We start from the raw sequence: 17,221 nt of genomic DNA, 5'->3' as shown, positions 1-17,221 counted from the left end.
AGGTAGATTTATATGAATATAACATAAGTCGTGAGTTATAATCATATTATGGATCACTTCCCCCCACTTCGCTTATTGGTCTGCTTTGAGGCATTCGCCCGGCACGGATCCATGCGCGAGACTGCCGCACAAATGAACGTGAGCCAGCCAGCAATCAGTCAGGCGATAAAGACACTCGAGGAATATATTGGCACCACACTATTGGATCGGCGCCGCAAACCGGCAAGCTTGACGGAAGAAGGTGAGATGCTGGCGCGCTCTGTGCGCGAGGGATTGAGCCAAATTCGCGCGACCATCAGCGACATTCGGGCAGCGCAAGCGGGACGTGAGCTGCAAATCACAGTCGCCTGCACTCTGGGGGTTGCGACCTATTGGCTGATGCCCCGCCTCCCGCAGTTTTACGCGCTGCACCCAGAAATAACGGTGAACGTCCAGGCGCCACCCACAGACTTACCAATACTGTCGCCAGATATCGATCTGGCCCTGCGTTATGGGGCTCAGAATTGGCGTGACGGGCACAACGAAAAGCTGTTTGATGAAGTGGTCTGTCCCGTGGGAGCCCCTAAGCTCATCGATACACTGCGAGCAAGTGGCACTCCAATATGGAGCGCCCCCTTAATACATGTGCGAAACCCGCACACACAACACTGGGCCGGGTGGGAGGCCTATCTTGCAGCCAAGGGTATGCCAGCGCCTAAGCAGGCAGGGCACTCATTCAATAACTATGTCCAAGCGATGCAAGCAGCTCTGGATGGCCGAGGCCTCATGCTAGGGTGGCGCTCGATTACTGCTGGCGCAATTAATGATGGAACACTTCGACCACTCGCAGATCTAGCCCACAATTTTGGTACGGCATATTACATCTCAAGCTGGAAAACACTGACACAAAATACCCGCTCGTTTGTTAACTGGATCAAGACAGTCGCTTAGTCTGCGGGGCTAAGTCTACAAATTATATCGACGTGCAGTTATCTTTCATCTTGATAGAAAAAATACCCATGATAGCCTCACGAAATGAGCGATCCGATTCCAGAGTTGAGACTGTGGCAAGCCGTCCTGTGGAGGGCAAATCAGGATTTACAAGCAAGCGAAAGCAGCAGGGATCGAGAGTTTCAAGACGTCAGGCGCTGGATTGGAGAATACCCATCGAGAGACTTTCGAGAAGTGTGTATGATGGCGAACTTGGAACCTGATTTTGTACACCCGCGGCTTCATAAAGCACTATCAGAAAAGTTAGAGCGCCTTGCACAACACAGACAAAGTAAAAACTTTGCCGCCGAGTAGGCGTGACGACTGAGCTATACTGCTTGTGGGGTTAAGTTATGTTTGGGTGTGCAAAAATTTACTTCCACAGGCCGTCTGCTTGCCAATCATCGCATTTGCAGATGGGCTCAGAAGAGTTCGCGGAGCAATCTGAAGAAAAGCATCGAAACTGCGAGCACTGCTGCAAAACCTAACACATCTCCGACAAAAATAGCGCCAGAGGCCCGCGCGTCTGTTACATCCAAAGTGTAGTGCAGGGCCGCATTCATCATTGCACCAAACGCACCTGCGAGAACCAGACTTTTCCAATCGATTGAAACGGCGAGATAATTGCGCTCGATAAAGTCAAAGCGGCTCAACACCTCAAAGGCCAGAACGCAGGCCACGAGGCTCCCCAATGCCAGAACAAGCCCTTGGAGGATCGTGGCGGCATCACCTCCAAGCCCCGCATAAACCGCGCTGATAGGCACAAGGTAGAGGATGCTCCGCCAACCAAATAAATAGGCCGCCAGCACCCGCACACCATGCGGGAAGAACAGCACGCTGCCATAAATAATGCCCGGCACCACGGACTGCTGCAATTTATCCGAGACTACAAATACAGCCTCAAAGGCAACCGCGTAAAAGATCGAACACATGACCAAGGCCACAAGATCGGTCATAAGTGCATGCCGCATACGCACAGCCTTACTCGGGAGCTTAAAAGATTAAGCCACGATAATATAATCGGACTTGCGACCTGCGCCTGCGCGCTTCAGCTTGCCCTTATCGATCAGGCAGCGCAGCGTGCGGAATTTCGTGCTCACGGGCATGTCCGCAATCAAATCCTGCGCCTCTAAATCATGAAGCGAAAATGAGCCGTCCGCTTTTGCGGCCAATGCCGCTGCACTGAGCACATATTTCTCAGCCTCAGTGAGTTGGTGGATGCCCACTGACGCCTCCATTTTTTCCAACGTATAGCGCAAGCGCGCGACATTGGTGAGGATGTCAAAATTCATAGCCAATTGCCTCCACCTCACAAAATTTCGCCTCACTGGGTTGAATTATAACCCACGAAACACTTTCTGGATAGCCGCTCATGTGGCCAAGCACCGCCCAGCCACATAACGCTTCAGTTACTTTATGAGCAAACCGTCAAGTGATTTGCCGGAGGCAAGGTGTGCCTCGACCCACTTTGGCTGGCGCCCACGCCCAGTCCAAGTCTGCTCTGAATTGTCCGGGTTCACGTATTTTGGCGCCACCTTGGATACCGACTTCCTTGGTTTCCCGCCCAATAAGTCCGAAAGCGAAAAGCCCATCTCGGCAGCCTGCTTCTCAAGTTTGGCTAGCGCTTCCCTCTTCATTCGGTCTTCGTAGCCATCGATAGCCTTACTGACGCGCTTATTCAAATCACGGAGTTCAGCTAAGGAGAGGTTATCAAGATCTATATTCATTTTGATACTCCAAATAAATTACTTGAAACCAATTCAATAAATGGAAGAAAAATTCAAGATTTTTTTTAATGGGAGCGCAAAAAAATTTTTTAAATCTTTTATCAATAATTAATCAATGAAGCAAAAATAATTAAGTGACTAAAGAACTTCAGAATGAAGCAGAAGATTTAATACCAAAAATATAATAATATCAATCTGGCAACGAAATTGCGTACCCAGCTCTCTTGTCCGTTCCGAGCCTAGTTACGTAGCCACCTGCACACAAAGCTTTGAGTGAACGAAAAAAAGAACTCCGAGACACACCGTCCTCTCCCCTCAACATTTCAAGAACCTCAACCGGAGAAAATATATTTTCCGAATTGGATGCCGCAAAGGCTGCCCTCAACACCTTCCTCTCAAGATGAGACAGGCTGCCTATCCCAGCAGCCTGCTCCATACGCTCCAGACGCGATGCCAGTACACAGATACGAGCTAAACTTGCATGCCGCCCCATTGGAAGCCTCTCCAAATAATTTAATCCATGCGGACAATATATCTCAGCAGGTAAAATCAATCAATTGCGCCAGCAATCGAGGGTAATATTGTTCATACAACGGCGACCATTTTATCAAGCTACCATTACATTAGAAATCGCCAGCAATGATAAAAATTCATCGCGAGACGAGCGGCCAAAAGATATCGATGGCCATATAGGGCCTCAGCTCGCTGGCGGCGCCTCTTGAGTTGACGCGTCTGCTTCAGCTTCCGACTGGGCGGCCGCACGCTCGAGTGCAGCCGCCTCCCGGGCTATAAAATCACAGTGAGCACCCAATTGAGCCGACAGTAATTTACCGTCATACGAAAGGTCAGCAATTTTCCAACGAACCCCGTGGCGCAATAACGTGACATCCACGCGCTGTGAGCCTGGAGTGCGACCGGTCAATACAGATACCTGTGCTGCTTGCAAGGTCTCTATCTGGCTCTCATAGACTAAGGTCTCAGGAAGTTCCGCGAGGACTGGCAAGACGTCGCTTATCTCTAGTGGCACCCCATAGGCGTCCTGATGGCAGGCGGCAGCGCGGGCCGAGGCCTGCACCAAATCATCGGTCAGATATTGCGGCTGCAGTTCCGGGTCTGTGAAGGCGGCCATAACCACCCCACCACGGGGCGGGATCACCTGCGCCAAAGCCTGTTGGGGGGGGCTTAACTCCTCCACAGGGGGCATGCTCATTGGTTGACACCCTGCAAAAAAGGTGGTGGTCATGATCAAAGCAACGGGCAAGTGGCGCATGGGTTTGGCCCTCCTTGGGGCAGTCGAAATTCTGGTCACGCCTCCCCTAGCAAACCCTTGCGCTTGGGGCAAAGAAATAGCGCGGGCCGAAGATAAATTCAGCCCGCGCCTGTGTCGTTCACTGCCTGGCGGGATGCCTTAATCCGTCAGCGTCAGAGCAACAAAGCGTGGATCCCCCGCCCGGCGGATCAGCAAGAGAATAGATTTTTGCCCAGCATCACGCGCCTCTCCAACAATTTGGTCAAATTCCTGTGGGGTGGAAATCGGCATTTGCGCAACTTCGGTCACGATATCGCCCGCCTGCAGGCCCTTTGCCGCCGCGTCCGAGCTTGGATCGACCGCCTCAATCACCACACCGCTCAGGCCCCGTGCCGCGAGGTCTGCACGATCCTCTTCGGTGATAGGTCCAAGGCGCAGGCCAAGCACATCCACGGATGCGGGTTTAATCGGTTCGGGCTGCCCCGCGCCGCCTGCATCCGCGGTCTCGCGGCGCCCCAAGGTCACAAAGAGGGTTTCAACGTCACCACTGCGCAGAACGTCCATATCCACTGTTTCCCCAACAGGGGCCGCGGCCACAACACGCACCAATTCGCGGGTGTCCTGAATATCCTGCCCATCAAAGCTTAGGATCACATCGCCGACCTCGACACCCGCATCACGGGCGGGGCCTTCTGGCACATCTGTGACCAATGCACCGCGCGCCTCCTCCAAGGACAGGCCATCGGCGATATCTTGGGTCACGTCCTGAATGCGCACGCCCAACCATCCGCGGCGAGTTTCGCCGAATTGCTGCAATTGATCAACCACATCGCTGACCACGGCAGAGGCCATAGAAAACCCGATACCAATCGAGCCACCGTTGGGTGACAGGATCGCAGTGTTGACGCCGATGACTTCGCCATCGAGGTTGAACAATGGCCCGCCCGAGTTACCGCGATTGATTGCAGCGTCTGTCTGGATGAAATCGTCATAGGCCCCCGACAATTCCCGCCCGCGTGCCGATACGACACCGACCGAGACAGAGAACCCCTGCCCTAGCGGGTTTCCCATGGCCATAACCCAGTCGCCCACGCGCAGCGCGTCACTATCCCCAAAGGAGACAGAGGTGAGCGGGCTTTCAGGGTCTACCTTCAAAAGCGCAATATCTGTGTTGGGGTCTGTGCCAATCAATTCAGCCTGCAACACCTCGCCCGTGCGGAATTCAATCGAAATCTCATCGGCCCCTTCGATCACGTGATTATTGGTGACGATGAACCCATCTTCAGAGATCACAAACCCCGATCCAAGCGCCTGCGAGCGGCGGGGGGCTTGGCCCCCTTGGCCATTGCGGTTCATGAAATCGTTAAAGAAATCCTCAAATGGCGATCCAGGTGGCAGCATGGGTTGGATGCCCTGCGGCCCTTGTTGGCGGGCGGCAACGATTGAGGTTGTGGTGATATTCACCACCGCATCGCCCACTTGATCCACCAAATCTGCAAACGTGTCAGGCCGCGCCGATTGCGCTTGCGCGGGGCTTTGCAGGGTGATCAGCCCCAGCGCCACAAGTGCGGCAGCCAGTAATAGCGCCGTTTGGCGCAGACGCGAGACCTGCGGTGGCGCGATGGCAATTGCATTCGCCCGCGCAGCACCTCTTGGCCGCATCCATTCCGTGGTTTGATAATCGCGTCTCACCTGCACACTCCTTTTTCATCTCCCAAACCACGCCCAGACGAGCTGTGGTTAGGTTCCGTCATAACCAATAGGGTCAGATGAATATTTGGCCGCCCACAAAGCTATTCAAGAACCATCCCTATCACCCTATCTCACACCCCCGTCACAAGGCCGTGAAAGTAAATTACAAACTTCCCGCAAAGGCCAGAATGATAACCCCGACACACACCGCACCAAAGCCGATGAGGCGGCGTGTTTCCACGGGGATCGCCGCGAGAAAAGCAATCAGATTTTCCAAACGCGAAGGGGCCAGCACAAAGACCAGCCCCTCGATCAGCAGGGCCATACCAAGCCCTGCAATTATAATGTCCCACGACAATCCCAGCATCAGCGCGGGCTCTGCGAAGACCCCAAATAATCAAAGAATTCGCTATCAGGGGCCAAGAGGAAGGTTGAATTCCCCGTGCGCAGGGCTTGGCTATAGGCATTCATCGAACGATAGAATTCAAAGAATTCCGTATCCTGCGAGAAGGCCTCAGCAAAGATGCGGTTCCGTTCCCCATCTGCTTCACCGCGGATGATTTCGGCTTCGCGGGTTGCCTCTGACACGATCTCAACCACGGTGCGGTCGGCTTGGGCGCGGACACGCTGTGCAGCCTCGGCACCACGGGCGCGTTCATCGGTGGCTTCGCGCTGCCGCTCGGCCTCCATACGGGCGAAGGTGGCTTCAAGGTTTTGCTGTGGCAATTCCGTGCGTTTAAGGCGCACATCCAGAACTTCAAGACCCAAACGCTCGGCCAAGACACGCGCTTGCGCCGTGATCCGCGCCATAAGTTCTGCGCGCTCGCTCGACAAAATCGTGTTTGATGTCACACCATCAGCACCCAAAACAGCACGGATCTGTGGGTTGAGAATATCTTGCAATTGCGCCTCAGCCGCGCGCAGACCGCCCGCGCCAATCGCCTGACGGAAGGCAACCACATCCGAAATCCGATAGCGCGCAAAGGCATCAACCACCAAGCGGCGATCATCAGACGGGGTCACCTCAATCGGTTGGGTGTCAAGCGACAGGATCCGGTCGTCATAATACACCACCTCTTGGATGAACGGCACTTTGACATTCAACCCTGGCTCTTCGATGACCTGACGAATTTGACCAAATTGCAGAACAAGCGCTTTTTGACGCTCATCCACGATGAACAGTGAGCTGAACGCCACGGCAACGGCGAGAACGCCAACAGGGATTAGGAAAGCAATACGAGACATCAGTTATTCCCCCCTGCTGCGGGCTCAGTTCTGCGCAATTCATTGAGCGGCAAATACGGCACAACGCCATTCCCCCCGCCATTCTCATCCATGACGATCAGGTTCACATCACCCAGAACCTGCTCCATGGTTTCAAGATAGATACGGCGGCGTGTCACTTCGGGCGCCCCGCGATATTCTTGAAGAACCGCCAAGAAACGGCTTGCTTGACCTTCGGCCTCATTGACCACTTGGGCGCGATACCCTTCGGCCTCTTCTAGCAGCTGCGCCGCTTCACCGCGCGCGCCCGCGAGGGCTTGGTTGGCATAGGCATCCGCCTGACGCTCTAGTCGGTCGCGTTCCTGTTCTGCGGCTTGCACGTCACGGAAGGCGTCAATCACCTCGGCGGGCGGGTCAGCGCGGTCAAGGTTGAGACGCACGATATTGATGCCTGAATCATATCCATCCATCGTGGTTTGGATCAAATCCCGCACCTGATCTGCGATCACGCCGCGATCACGGTTTAGAATTGGCGAAAGTTCGGATTGCGCGATAACTTCGCGCATGGCGGCCTCAGACACCGAGCGCACCGTGACCTCTGGATCTCGAAGGTTAAAGAGGAACTCTGCGGGGTCTTTGATGTTCCAAACAACTTGGAAATCAATATCAACGATGTTTTCATCCGTGGTCAGCATCAGGCCTTCGCCCGCGCGGGAAGACCCAATCGCCTCGGTGCGCTGCGTGGTGACTTCGATTACTTGGGCGCGCACAAAGGGCCAAGGCGCCAGATGCGGGCCATCGCCCGTGGTGCGATAGAAACTGCCAAAGAATGTTTCAACGCCCTGCTGAGACGGCTGAACCGTGTAAAAGGAGGCCAAGAACCAAGCAACGATGCCTGCGCCCGCGCCAAGCAGAAACATGCCGCGTGTCGGTTTAAACCCACCGCCGCCTGCGCCGCCGCCAAAGCCGCCATTGCCGCCACCGCGCCCCCCCATCAAAACGCGGAGTTGCTCTTGGCCCTTGCGAACCAAATCATCCAATTCGGGGATCTGTTGCCCACCGCCCTGTTCAGGGCGCCGCGGGCCGCCATTGCGACCATCATCATCGCCACCGCGATTTCCACCAGAGCCCCAAGGGCCGCCGTTATTTCCAGCCATGCTGCGCTATATCCTCTTGTGATCTCTCGTCTTACATATTCAGTCAAATCTGTGCCCTGCCGCGCCACGCTGCACCACATGGGCCATCACCGTCTTGTCACAGATGTGCCTTTGCGCCTGATTTTCAAGCCACGCGGACGGGTGTTTTCAGTGTCACCAATTCCTCCGACATGGTGGGATGCACGGCACAGACGCGGTCAAAATCTTCCTTTGTTGCGCCCATTTTCACAGCAATACCCGCCAATTGGATCATCTCACCCGCCTGTGGGGCGACAATGTGACAGCCCAAAACGCGGCGCGTTTCAGCGCAAACTACCAATTTCATCATCACGCGATCAGAACGCCCGGCAAAACTGGATTGCATCGGTTTGAAAGAGGTCGCGTAGACCTCAATCGGGCCTGCCGCGCGGGCCTCTTCCTCAGACAGGCCCACAGTGCCAAATTCGGGCTGTGTGAACACCGCCGAGGGGATTAAGTCATGATCCACAGGCGTCTTTTTGCCTTCAAAGACTGTCGCCACAAAGGCCATCGCTTCGCGAATGGCAACGGGGGTTAGATTCACACGATTGGTCACGTCCCCAATCGCATAAATTGAAGGCACGGCGGTTTGGCTGAATTGATCCACCACAATCTCACCACCACGGCCCAATTCCACGCCGAGAGCGTCTAACCCCAACCCATCTGTGTTGGGGCGGCGACCTGTGGCAAAAAACACCTGATCAAAACTTTGCATCTCGCCATTGGTCGCCTCAACACGCAAGCCCGTGTCTGTTTTCTCAATCCCAATCACATCGGTGCCCATATGGATCGAAATCCCATTGGCCCGCATCTGATCGCAAATCAGCCCACGCGCCTCATCATCAAAGCCACGCAGAATTTGTGCGCCGCGATAATATTGCGTGACCTCAACCCCAAGGCCGTTGAGAATACAGGCGAACTCGCACGCGATATAGCCACCGCCCACAATCAATATTGATTTCGGCAGTTGCGGCAGGTTGAAAATATCATCCGATACAATGCCATATTCCGCGCCTTTGACATCGGGGCGGACAGGCCGACCGCCCGTGGCGATCAAGATATGTTTGGCGGATTTGATTGTGCCATCGGCAAGGCGCACGGAATGCGGATCCGACAGGGTGGCGCGCTGCGCAAAAACAGTGACACCTGATTTGTCCAACAGGCCGTTATAAACGCCTTCTAGGCGATCTAACTCGGCGGATAATTTGCGCTGGAAATTTGGCCAATGAAATGCCCCCAGTGAAATGTCCCACCCATAGGCGGCTGCATCTTCTGCCATCGGCGCATATTCAGAGGCAAAGACCATCAGTTTTTTGGGCACGCATCCGCGGATCACACAGGTGCCCCCCATGCGGCTATCCTCGGCCAAGGCCACCTTGGCCCCCAAACCTGCTGCAACGCGTGCGGCGCGCACCCCGCCAGAGCCACCACCAATTACGAAAAGATCATAGTCAAATGTCATCAATCAGCCTGAGTTGAGGGGTTAGGAGAGGTTAAAGAGGTTATCACCCTCAAGAATTTCGATCTTTTCCCGCTCGACCGTGCCATCGTTGATATTGCGCACCTCAACGGTGCCATCGCCATTGCCGATCACGATAATGTCGCAAATATCGAGGAACAAACCATTCTCCACCACGCCAGGGATCTGGTTCAGAACAAGCGAGGCTTGTTGCGGGTTGGCAATGCGCTTGAGATGCAAGTCGATGATGAAATTCCCTTCGTCTGTGCGATAGGGCTCTTCCCCCGAAAGGCGCAAAGATGTGCTGCGACCCAGAACATCGAGATTGACCAAAACTTCCTCAATCAGGGCTTTGGTGGTTTGCCATCCAAACGGAATGACCTCAACGGGCAAGGGGAAGGCCCCAAGACCCGTTACCTCTTTTGCAGGGTCGGCAATCACGATCATCTGATCCGAAGCGGTTGCTACGATTTTTTCTTGCAACAACGCACCACCGCCACCTTTGATGAGGTTCAAGTTTGGGTCAAACTCATCCGCGCCGTCAATCGTGAGATCCAGCCATTTCACCTCGTCCAAGGTTTTGACTGTGATGCCAACTTCACGGGCAAGCTCTGCTGTGCGGGTGGATGTGGCAACACCTGTGACCTGCAATCCGTCTTCGCGCACCATCTCGCCCAGACAACGCACCATCCACGCCGCCGTTGATCCCGTCCCAAGCCCAAGGCGCATCCCATCTTCAACAAAATCAACAGCGCGCTTTGCCGCCACATATTTTGCTTTATCAATTGGGTTCAGGTCAGCCGCCATTCGCGCGTCTCCATATTGTCATGCCAAAGGGTCAGCCGCGCTGCGCCAGTGGCGTTTGTCGATCTCGCATCATGTTTAGCGAAACTTGTTCAGGGATGCGAGGGTCAAAGAGACAAACCGAAACTCTGCAAAACCTGATCACGGTGACGCGCAGGCAAAATGGCAAGCAGCCCTGCCCCCTTGGCCATCAGACGCAGCGCCCCACCCGTGGCCTTGTTGGATGTGCCAATCTGCCCCATCGGGTCGAAGGTCAAACCATCAAGGGGCCAACGCAGCCCTTCAGCGGCACAAGCCACAGAGGCAAAGGGGAATAAAGAGACGCGCGTTTCTGGTGGCAATTCAAAAGCCATTTCACGATGCGCAGGTAGGTGGAAAACCACATCCTGCGCGCTTTGCAAAATGACGGGCGCGCCTTGATGCCGCGCCAAGGCCTGCATCGCGGCCAATCCATGATCGGCGCGCGGCCCTAGAAACCCAAAACCTACGATGCCCGCAACATCCAAAACCCGCAAAGATTTCTCAAAATCGGTGCTGTCCTGCTCGGGAATGTGATGCAGAAGATCCCCAAATTGGTCGCGCGTCTCAGGGCTGATGGAATCCATATCCCCAATAACAGCAACAGGTCGCAGACCGAGTGCGCGGGCGTGATCCGCCCCCCCATCTGCCGCCACAAGAATCGCCCCGCGCGCGACCAAATCCTGAACGGCCTCAAAATCGACCGCCCCACCACCGATCAGGCAGATCAATCCCGTTTCGGAAACGATCCGCGGCTCTCCCGCCGCATTGTGGCGAATTTCGCAAGAATTCATCACTGAATAGCCCCAATCCTGTCGTCTTTATGATTAATAGTTTTTTTACCGTAAATGAATAAATGATAAATGAAGTCTATGCGCCCCAAAGCGCAAGCGAGTGGTTCAGATGGGTGAAACGCAAAAAATTCTAACGGTGTCCTATGGCACATTTTCCTGCACGTTGGAGGGGTTTGATGATCCGTTCAGCGCCATGAAAGGTGTCGCAGAATATTTCCGTGACCTCGCCGCAGAGGATCGTTTTTTTGGCGCAGAGCCCCCGCAACCCGATGCCGAGATGCTACGCCAATTCGCTGAAACCGCCGCACGAGGGAAAATTCGCGCCGAGATGATTGAAAACGGCATGATCCTGCGCCCTGAGCTTGCTCAAGATGCAGTTGACCCAGATATGGTGACCAATGCCGCGCAGCCGAAAGCACCCGAGGCCCAAAACCCTGATGCGGGCGCAGCATCTATGCCTGACCCAAAGCCCGCCGATGAACCTATGGGCGATGCGGCTGTTTCCGCACCGCCCCCCCCAACTGCGGTGGAGGGGGCCACGCGTCCGAGATTGGCGGCACTAAGCAGCGTGATCTCGCGGGCGCCGCAAGACGAGTTTACCGAAGATCAACACGCTGACGCCGATTTCATGGCACCCCCCGCGAAACCTGCGCCCGCGGTTGAGATTTCGGCGGATCCCGTAGCATCGGAGCGTGACCCGCAAATCGAGGCCTTGACCCGCGATAGAGGGGCCGAAGCCTCTGATATGACCGCGCCTGTCACCTTGCGCAAAACGACCGAAGCTGCGTCAACCATCGCGGCGGAACCCGCGCCCGAAATATCGCCTCAGCCAATTGCGCAGGCGGCAGCCCCGCAACCGACAGCCGAAACCGAAGAGGCAACCACGGTTGGCGAAACTTTTGCGGAGGCAACAGATAATCCTGATTTGGCTGCTGCGGCAGAAGCTGCCCTTGCCGATATTCTGAACGAGGCGCGCATCCGCCGCACAGCGCCGAAACCAGAAACACCAGATCACCTGCCCGTATCCCCGACACCAGACAGCACTGTCGAGGATGAGGCCACCCCCGCCCCTGCAAGCGAAGCTGCGCCTTCGGACATCCCTCCGCTTGATATCGTCACCGAGATGACCGAGCGGATGGATGATTTGGCCAAACGCGACACGCGTGACGCGGAGGCACCCCCGCCTGCACCAGCAATGTCCACCCTCGACACTGTGGCCGATGACGAGTTGATGGCACAACTCAACGCCATTGCGCAGGAGGAAGGGAAAAGCTCAACCACCCCGCCAGGGATGACAGCCCCCGCTGAAAATCCTGACGCGGTGGCGGCCCGTCTCTTCGCCTCAAGCGACGCCTATATGGGTGATGAGGGACATGCACGCCGTCAAAACACTTTGCGCCACCTCAAGGCGGCGATGGCTGCAACAAGTGCTGAGGCACAAGTCGCGCAAGCAACAGAGGGGCCACGCCGCGTGAGCGTAGATGTAAAGCGTGGCAGTTTGGAAAATAGGCCAGAGGCATCTGAGGTGGCAGCCCGCCCCGCCCCCTTGGTGCTGGTGTCCGAACAACGCATTGATCTCAATGCACCCGCACTCGGCGAAGTTGAAGAAGCGCTGCCCCCACGCCGCGCCGTGGCGGGTGGCGGAGGCTATGCCAATGGCGCGCCCGTGCCACGCATGCCAACCCGCAAGTTCACGGCAACTTTGGCAATGTTGGCAGAACGCACCGCCAGTATTGGGGGCGGCGCAGAAAACCTGCCGAAATTGCGCCCAGACCTTCGTGGAAATTTTGCGGCGGCGTTTCTAGACGCGGCCCCTAAAACGGCGGAAGACGCAATTCTTTTGGCGGCGCGCCATATCATCGACTATTCCGACAGCCCAAAGTTTCAGCGCCCACAAATCCTTGAACTGCTGGAGGTCGATGCAGGGGCGGGTTTCGAACGCGAGACGCTGTTGCAAGGGTTTGCAGCCTTGTTGCAGTCAGGCCGCATTACCCGCGATGAGAATGGGGCCTTTTCTCTCGCTTAATGGCTAGCGCTGATCGTCATGAGCTGCGCCTGGATCCGCCTGTCCAACGCCCTTGAAAACGGCTTTGAATGGCAGGGCCCACAAAATACCAAGCCCCACATATATGGCAAACTCCACCCAGATGGAGGGGCGCTCAAACAAGCTCATCAGCCACCACGCCGCCGCGATATAGGCAGGCAGCCCGAAGATCAGGATAAGCAGGGACAATCGCTTGCGGGTTTTATAGCCAAGGGCCATGACGGGCAGCTCTCCCTTTGGTCGGTGATCAGATCAATCCGCGAACGGGTCAGTCACAAGAATTGTGTCTTCACGCTCGGGTGAGGTGGAAAGTAGCGCCACGGGGCAGTCAATCAACTCCTCCACACGGCGCACATATTTGATCGCGTTGGCAGGCAAATCCGCCCAAGAGCGTGCGCCCTCGGTCGTCTCATGCCATCCTTCCATCTCTTCATAGATTGGCGTGCAGCGTTTTTGCGCCTCAGACGCGGTTGGAAGATAGTCAATCCGCGTGCCGTCCAATTCATAGCCCACGCAGATTTTGAGCGTGTCAAACCCGTCAAGAACATCCAGCTTCGTCAGCGCAATGCCATTCACACCAGAGGTCGCGCAGGTCTGGCGCACAAGGGCGGCGTCAAACCACCCGCAGCGCCGCTTGCGCCCTGTGACCGTGCCAAATTCATGGCCACGCGTCCCCAGACGGGTGCCATCTTCATCGTCCAATTCCGTTGGAAACGGCCCCTCGCCCACGCGGGTTGTATAGGCTTTTACGATGCCCAGCACATAATCAACCGCACCTGGCCCAAGACCGACACCTGTCGCAGCCTGCCCTGCAATGACGTTGGAGGAGGTCACAAAGGGATAGGTGCCAAAATCAATGTCCAGCAGCGCGCCTTGTGCGCCCTCGAACAAAATACGCTTACCCGCGCGGCGCTGTTCGTTCAGAACCTTCCAAACGGGTGCGGCGTAGGGCAAAATCTCAGGCGCAATGGCCTTGAGCTTTTCGATCAGCGCATCGCGATCGACAGGCGCGATGCCAAGGCCACGGCGCAGCGGGTCGTGATGCTGCAGCGCGCGATCAACACGGGCGATCAAGGTGGCCTCATCCGCCAAATCCGCAACCCGCACCGAACGGCGACCAACCTTATCTTCATAGGCAGGGCCGATGCCGCGGCCTGTGGTGCCGATTTTGGTACCGGCGCTGGCCGCATCCTCGCGGGCACGATCCAACTCACCATGGATTGGCAGGATCAGCGGGGTATTCTCCGCAATCATCAATGTTTCAGGGCTGATGGTCACACCATCTTGGCGGATTTTGCCGATCTCTTCGATGAGGTGCCAAGGATCTAGAACAACGCCATTTCCAATAACGCTCAGCTTGCCGCCGCGCACCACACCCGAAGGCAGCGCGTTGAGCTTGTAGACCTTGCCGTCAATAACCAATGTATGGCCTGCATTATGCCCGCCTTGAAAGCGGCAAATCACATCTGCGCGCTCGCTGAGCCAGTCGACAAGCTTGCCCTTGCCTTCATCCCCCCATTGCGCGCCAACAACCACAACATTCGCCATTTTACGATCCGTCCTTATCCGCAGGCCAGAATGGCCGGCTCTTGCAAACGATGGCGTCTATAACGACACGCAGCCTCGGTGAAAAGCGCGAAACGCATTGCCCGCCTGCGGCAGAACGCGGGACGGGCCCGCATCCTTGGGTCATGGAACTGTCATATGTGTTGCAATATTCACCAAATTCGCCTTAAAGTTGTGAAACTCTTGGCTTGCGGCGGCGGGTCGCATCCCCTAAGTAAGCCGCGAAAAGTGACGGATTGTTACAGACACGCACCTGAGGCCGCTCATGGAAAATATCGTTCTCGTCATCCATCTTATCCTCGCAATCTGCTTGATTGCCGTGGTGCTTTTGCAGCGCTCCGAAGGGGGCGGCATGGGCCTTGGTGGCGGCGGTGGTGCAGGCGGTGGCCTTATGACAGGCCGCCAAGCGGCAACAGCCCTCAGCAAACTCACATGGGCCTTTGCGACTGCGTTTTTGATTACATCGGTTACATTGACCATTTTGGCGGCGCAAAACTCGGCCACCACATCTGTGCTAGACCGCATTGGCACATCAGCCCCCGCTGACGGGGCCGCAACCGATGGCACAACCGACAACGCGCCTGCGGCAGATAGCCTTCTGCCCCCAGCACTGGGGGATGCGCCCGCGCTACCGCCACGGGCGGAATAACGCAGCATCTAAAATTAATTCACCGCAAAGACCCAATAAATATTGGGTCTTTGTTATTTTTAGCCACATGATATAGCGCTGACCGCTTGCCCTAAGGACACGAATCCTGATACGGTCAAATCCCGTGATACAGGTGGCAAACGCGGTCTGTTTCCAACAGACAAAATAGCCCGCGCGGGAGAATACAGGTATATGGCACGATACATTTTTATCACGGGTGGTGTGGTCTCTTCGCTTGGCAAGGGCCTCGCCTCAGCCGCGCTTGGTGCATTGCTACAGGCACGTGGCTACACCGTGCGTTTGCGCAAGCTTGACCCCTATCTCAACGTTGATCCTGGGACGATGTCGCCCTTTGAACATGGCGAAGTTTTCGTGACCGATGATGGTGCGGAAACCGATCTGGATTTGGGCCATTACGAGCGCTTCACAGGCGTCTCTGCCCGCGCGACAGACAGCGTCTCATCAGGCCGTATCTATTCCAACGTTTTGGAAAAAGAGCGCCGTGGTGATTACCTAGGCAAAACCATCCAAGTGATTCCCCACGTCACCAATGAGATCAAAGATTTCATCGCCATCGGCGAGGATGAAGTGGATTTCATGCTGTGCGAAATCGGCGGCACGGTCGGCGATATCGAGGGCCTGCCGTTTTTTGAGGCGATCCGTCAATTCGGCCAAGAGCGCCCGCGTGGCCAGTGTATCTTTATGCACCTGACCCTATTGCCCTATATCAAAGCATCGGGTGAGTTGAAAACGAAGCCCACCCAACACAGCGTAAAGGAGCTGCGCTCTATCGGGCTTGCCCCCGATATTTTGGTATGCCGGTCTGAGGGGCCGATCCCGCGCAAAGAGCGCGAGAAGCTTGCGCTGTTTTGCAATGTGCGCCCCGATAGCGTGATTGCCGCACAAGACCTCAGCACGATTTATGATGCGCCTTTGGCCTATCACCGTGAAGGGTTGGATCAGGCGGTGTTGGATGCTTTCCAAATCGCCCCCGCCCCGAAACCAGATCTCAGCCGTTGGGAAGATGTGTCAGATCGCATTCACAATCCCGAAGGCGAAGTGCGCGTGGCGATTGTTGGCAAATACACGCAGTTGGAAGATGCCTATAAATCTATCGCCGAGGCGCTGACCCATGGCGGCATGGCCAATCGCGTCAAAGTGCGCGCCGAATGGATTGATGCCGAGATTTTCGACCGCGAAGATCCTGCGCCACATCTTGAGGGCTTCCATGCGATCCTTGTCCCTGGTGGGTTTGGTGAGCGCGGAACCGAGGGCAAGATCAAAGCTGCAGAATTCGCCCGAACCCGCAAGATCCCCTATTTGGGCATCTGCTTGGGTATGCAAATGGCGGTGATCGAGGCTGCGCGCAATCTGGCGGGCATGGCCAAAGCAGGGTCGGAGGAATTTGATCACGAAGCGGGTCAAAAGCGGTTCGAGCCGATTGTGTATCACCTCAAAGAATGGGTGCAGGGCAATTATAAAGTCACCCGCAAATCAGATGATGACAAAGGCGGCACGATGCGTTTGGGTGCTTATGATGCGGTTCTCGCAGAAGGCAGCCGCGTAGCCGAGGCCTATGGCACAACTGCTATCGAGGAACGCCATCGCCACCGCTACGAGGTCGATATCAAATATCGTGATAAACTTGAAAAATGCGGTCTGCTTTTCTCGGGCCTTTCGCCCGATGGGAAACTGCCCGAGATTGTCGAGATCAAAGACCACCCGTGGTATATCGGGGTTCAGTTCCATCCAGAATTGAAATCGAAACCCTTCGCACCTCACCCGCTGTTCCGTGACTTTGTGCGGGCAGCCAAGGATGTCAGCAGGCTTGTCTAAGCCTGCCTGACAGGC

General features: G+C 55.7%; 17 protein-coding genes. 4 read left to right on the top strand and 13 right to left on the bottom strand.

What is annotated here, in order from left to right; translation table 11 throughout:
* The first annotated feature begins 48 nt into the window (after positions 1-48).
* Positions 49-930: a LysR family transcriptional regulator gene (locus I3V23_12105; GenBank protein QPI85274.1), complete on the top strand. Its 882-nt coding sequence runs from the start codon at positions 49-51 to the stop codon at positions 928-930.
* A 461-nt stretch (positions 931-1,391) separates the two neighbouring features.
* Here I3V23_12105 and I3V23_12100 read toward each other — a convergent pair whose 3' ends face one another.
* From I3V23_12100 to I3V23_12050, 11 genes are all read right to left on the bottom strand, one after another.
* Complete coding sequence (locus tag I3V23_12100) at positions 1,392-1,940, bottom strand: hypothetical protein (protein ID QPI85273.1); 549 nt, start codon at positions 1,938-1,940, stop codon at positions 1,392-1,394.
* A gap of 30 nt (positions 1,941-1,970) precedes the next feature.
* The gene (locus I3V23_12095; GenBank protein ID QPI85272.1) at positions 1,971-2,261 is read right to left on the bottom strand and encodes a hypothetical protein; all 291 of its coding nucleotides are present in this window, start codon (positions 2,259-2,261) and stop codon (positions 1,971-1,973) included.
* A gap of 117 nt (positions 2,262-2,378) precedes the next feature.
* A complete protein-coding gene (locus I3V23_12090) occupies positions 2,379-2,696 on the bottom strand; it encodes an H-NS histone family protein (protein ID QPI85271.1) in 318 nt (105 codons plus the stop codon).
* 697 nt (positions 2,697-3,393) lie between these two features.
* A complete protein-coding gene (locus tag I3V23_12085) occupies positions 3,394-3,966 on the bottom strand; it encodes a hypothetical protein (GenBank protein ID QPI85270.1) in 573 nt (190 codons plus the stop codon).
* 138 nt (positions 3,967-4,104) lie between these two features.
* Positions 4,105-5,607: a Do family serine endopeptidase gene (locus I3V23_12080; protein ID QPI86826.1), complete on the bottom strand. Its 1,503-nt coding sequence runs from the start codon at positions 5,605-5,607 to the stop codon at positions 4,105-4,107.
* Positions 5,608-5,800: 193 nt separating this feature from the next.
* Positions 5,801-6,004 carry a DUF2065 domain-containing protein gene (locus I3V23_12075; protein QPI85269.1) on the bottom strand — a complete coding sequence of 68 codons (204 nt, stop codon included), beginning with the start codon at positions 6,002-6,004 and terminating at the stop codon, positions 5,801-5,803.
* Positions 6,004-6,882, bottom strand: a complete 879-nt coding sequence (locus I3V23_12070) for a protease modulator HflC (GenBank protein QPI85268.1) — start codon at positions 6,880-6,882, stop codon at positions 6,004-6,006. The genes I3V23_12075 and I3V23_12070 overlap by 1 nt, the downstream gene beginning before the upstream one ends.
* A complete protein-coding gene (gene hflK, locus I3V23_12065) occupies positions 6,882-8,018 on the bottom strand; it encodes an FtsH protease activity modulator HflK (GenBank protein ID QPI85267.1) in 1,137 nt (378 codons plus the stop codon). The genes I3V23_12070 and hflK overlap by 1 nt, the downstream gene beginning before the upstream one ends.
* 124 nt (positions 8,019-8,142) lie before the next feature.
* Entirely contained in the window at positions 8,143-9,498 is a 1,356-nt protein-coding gene (gorA, locus tag I3V23_12060) for a glutathione-disulfide reductase (protein QPI85266.1), read from the bottom strand.
* 21 nt (positions 9,499-9,519) lie between these two features.
* A complete protein-coding gene (gene rpiA, locus I3V23_12055; GenBank protein ID QPI85265.1) occupies positions 9,520-10,302 on the bottom strand; it encodes a ribose-5-phosphate isomerase RpiA in 783 nt (260 codons plus the stop codon).
* Positions 10,303-10,406: 104 nt separating this feature from the next.
* On the bottom strand, positions 10,407-11,111 hold the full coding sequence (locus I3V23_12050) for a thiamine diphosphokinase (protein QPI85264.1): 705 nt from the start codon (positions 11,109-11,111) through the stop codon (positions 10,407-10,409).
* Between the two features lie 109 nt (positions 11,112-11,220).
* On the opposite strand from I3V23_12050, the gene I3V23_12045 reads away from it, so the two are divergent.
* A complete protein-coding gene (locus I3V23_12045; GenBank protein ID QPI85263.1) occupies positions 11,221-13,137 on the top strand; it encodes a hypothetical protein in 1,917 nt (638 codons plus the stop codon).
* A 3-nt stretch (positions 13,138-13,140) separates the two neighbouring features.
* On the opposite strand, the gene I3V23_12040 is transcribed toward I3V23_12045, so the two are convergent.
* Positions 13,141-13,374, bottom strand: coding sequence for a DUF2842 domain-containing protein (locus I3V23_12040; GenBank protein ID QPI85262.1), 234 nt, complete (start codon positions 13,372-13,374; stop codon positions 13,141-13,143).
* A gap of 33 nt (positions 13,375-13,407) precedes the next feature.
* A complete protein-coding gene (locus tag I3V23_12035) occupies positions 13,408-14,703 on the bottom strand; it encodes an adenylosuccinate synthase (GenBank protein ID QPI85261.1) in 1,296 nt (431 codons plus the stop codon).
* A 283-nt stretch (positions 14,704-14,986) separates the two neighbouring features.
* On the opposite strand from I3V23_12035, the gene secG reads away from it, so the two are divergent.
* Complete coding sequence (gene secG, locus I3V23_12030; protein ID QPI85260.1) at positions 14,987-15,370, top strand: preprotein translocase subunit SecG; 384 nt, start codon at positions 14,987-14,989, stop codon at positions 15,368-15,370.
* Positions 15,371-15,562: 192 nt separating this feature from the next.
* Entirely contained in the window at positions 15,563-17,206 is a 1,644-nt protein-coding gene (locus tag I3V23_12025) for a CTP synthase (GenBank protein QPI85259.1), read from the top strand.
* Positions 17,207-17,221: the final 15 nt, after the last annotated feature.

This window comes from Rhodobacterales bacterium HKCCA1288 (assembly GCA_015693905.1).
Classification (GTDB): domain Bacteria; phylum Pseudomonadota; class Alphaproteobacteria; order Rhodobacterales; family Rhodobacteraceae; genus M30B80.
Note: the sequence above shows the minus strand (reverse complement) of the source record. Positions and strands in the feature narration are given on the sequence as shown.

Bases quoted from the DNA above. Each gene is read 5' to 3' on its own strand.
- I3V23_12105 (QPI85274.1), top strand. From the start codon at position 49: ATGGATCACTTCCCCCCACTTCGCTTATTGGTCTGCTTTGAGGCATTC.
- I3V23_12100 (QPI85273.1), bottom strand. From the start codon at position 1,940: ATGCGGCATGCACTTATGACCGATCTTGTGGCCTTGGTCATGTGTTCG.
- I3V23_12095 (QPI85272.1), bottom strand. From the start codon at position 2,261: ATGAATTTTGACATCCTCACCAATGTCGCGCGCTTGCGCTATACGTTG.
- I3V23_12090 (QPI85271.1), bottom strand. From the start codon at position 2,696: ATGAATATAGATCTTGATAACCTCTCCTTAGCTGAACTCCGTGATTTG.
- I3V23_12085 (QPI85270.1), bottom strand. From the start codon at position 3,966: ATGCGCCACTTGCCCGTTGCTTTGATCATGACCACCACCTTTTTTGCA.
- I3V23_12080 (QPI86826.1), bottom strand. From the start codon at position 5,607: ATGCGGCCAAGAGGTGCTGCGCGGGCGAATGCAATTGCCATCGCGCCA.
- I3V23_12075 (QPI85269.1), bottom strand. From the start codon at position 6,004: ATGCTGGGATTGTCGTGGGACATTATAATTGCAGGGCTTGGTATGGCC.
- I3V23_12070 (QPI85268.1), bottom strand. From the start codon at position 6,882: ATGTCTCGTATTGCTTTCCTAATCCCTGTTGGCGTTCTCGCCGTTGCC.
- hflK (QPI85267.1), bottom strand. From the start codon at position 8,018: ATGGCTGGAAATAACGGCGGCCCTTGGGGCTCTGGTGGAAATCGCGGT.
- gorA (QPI85266.1), bottom strand. From the start codon at position 9,498: ATGACATTTGACTATGATCTTTTCGTAATTGGTGGTGGCTCTGGCGGG.
- rpiA (QPI85265.1), bottom strand. From the start codon at position 10,302: ATGGCGGCTGACCTGAACCCAATTGATAAAGCAAAATATGTGGCGGCA.
- I3V23_12050 (QPI85264.1), bottom strand. From the start codon at position 11,111: ATGAATTCTTGCGAAATTCGCCACAATGCGGCGGGAGAGCCGCGGATC.
- I3V23_12045 (QPI85263.1), top strand. From the start codon at position 11,221: ATGGGTGAAACGCAAAAAATTCTAACGGTGTCCTATGGCACATTTTCC.
- I3V23_12040 (QPI85262.1), bottom strand. From the start codon at position 13,374: ATGGCCCTTGGCTATAAAACCCGCAAGCGATTGTCCCTGCTTATCCTG.
- I3V23_12035 (QPI85261.1), bottom strand. From the start codon at position 14,703: ATGGCGAATGTTGTGGTTGTTGGCGCGCAATGGGGGGATGAAGGCAAG.
- secG (QPI85260.1), top strand. From the start codon at position 14,987: ATGGAAAATATCGTTCTCGTCATCCATCTTATCCTCGCAATCTGCTTG.
- I3V23_12025 (QPI85259.1), top strand. From the start codon at position 15,563: ATGGCACGATACATTTTTATCACGGGTGGTGTGGTCTCTTCGCTTGGC.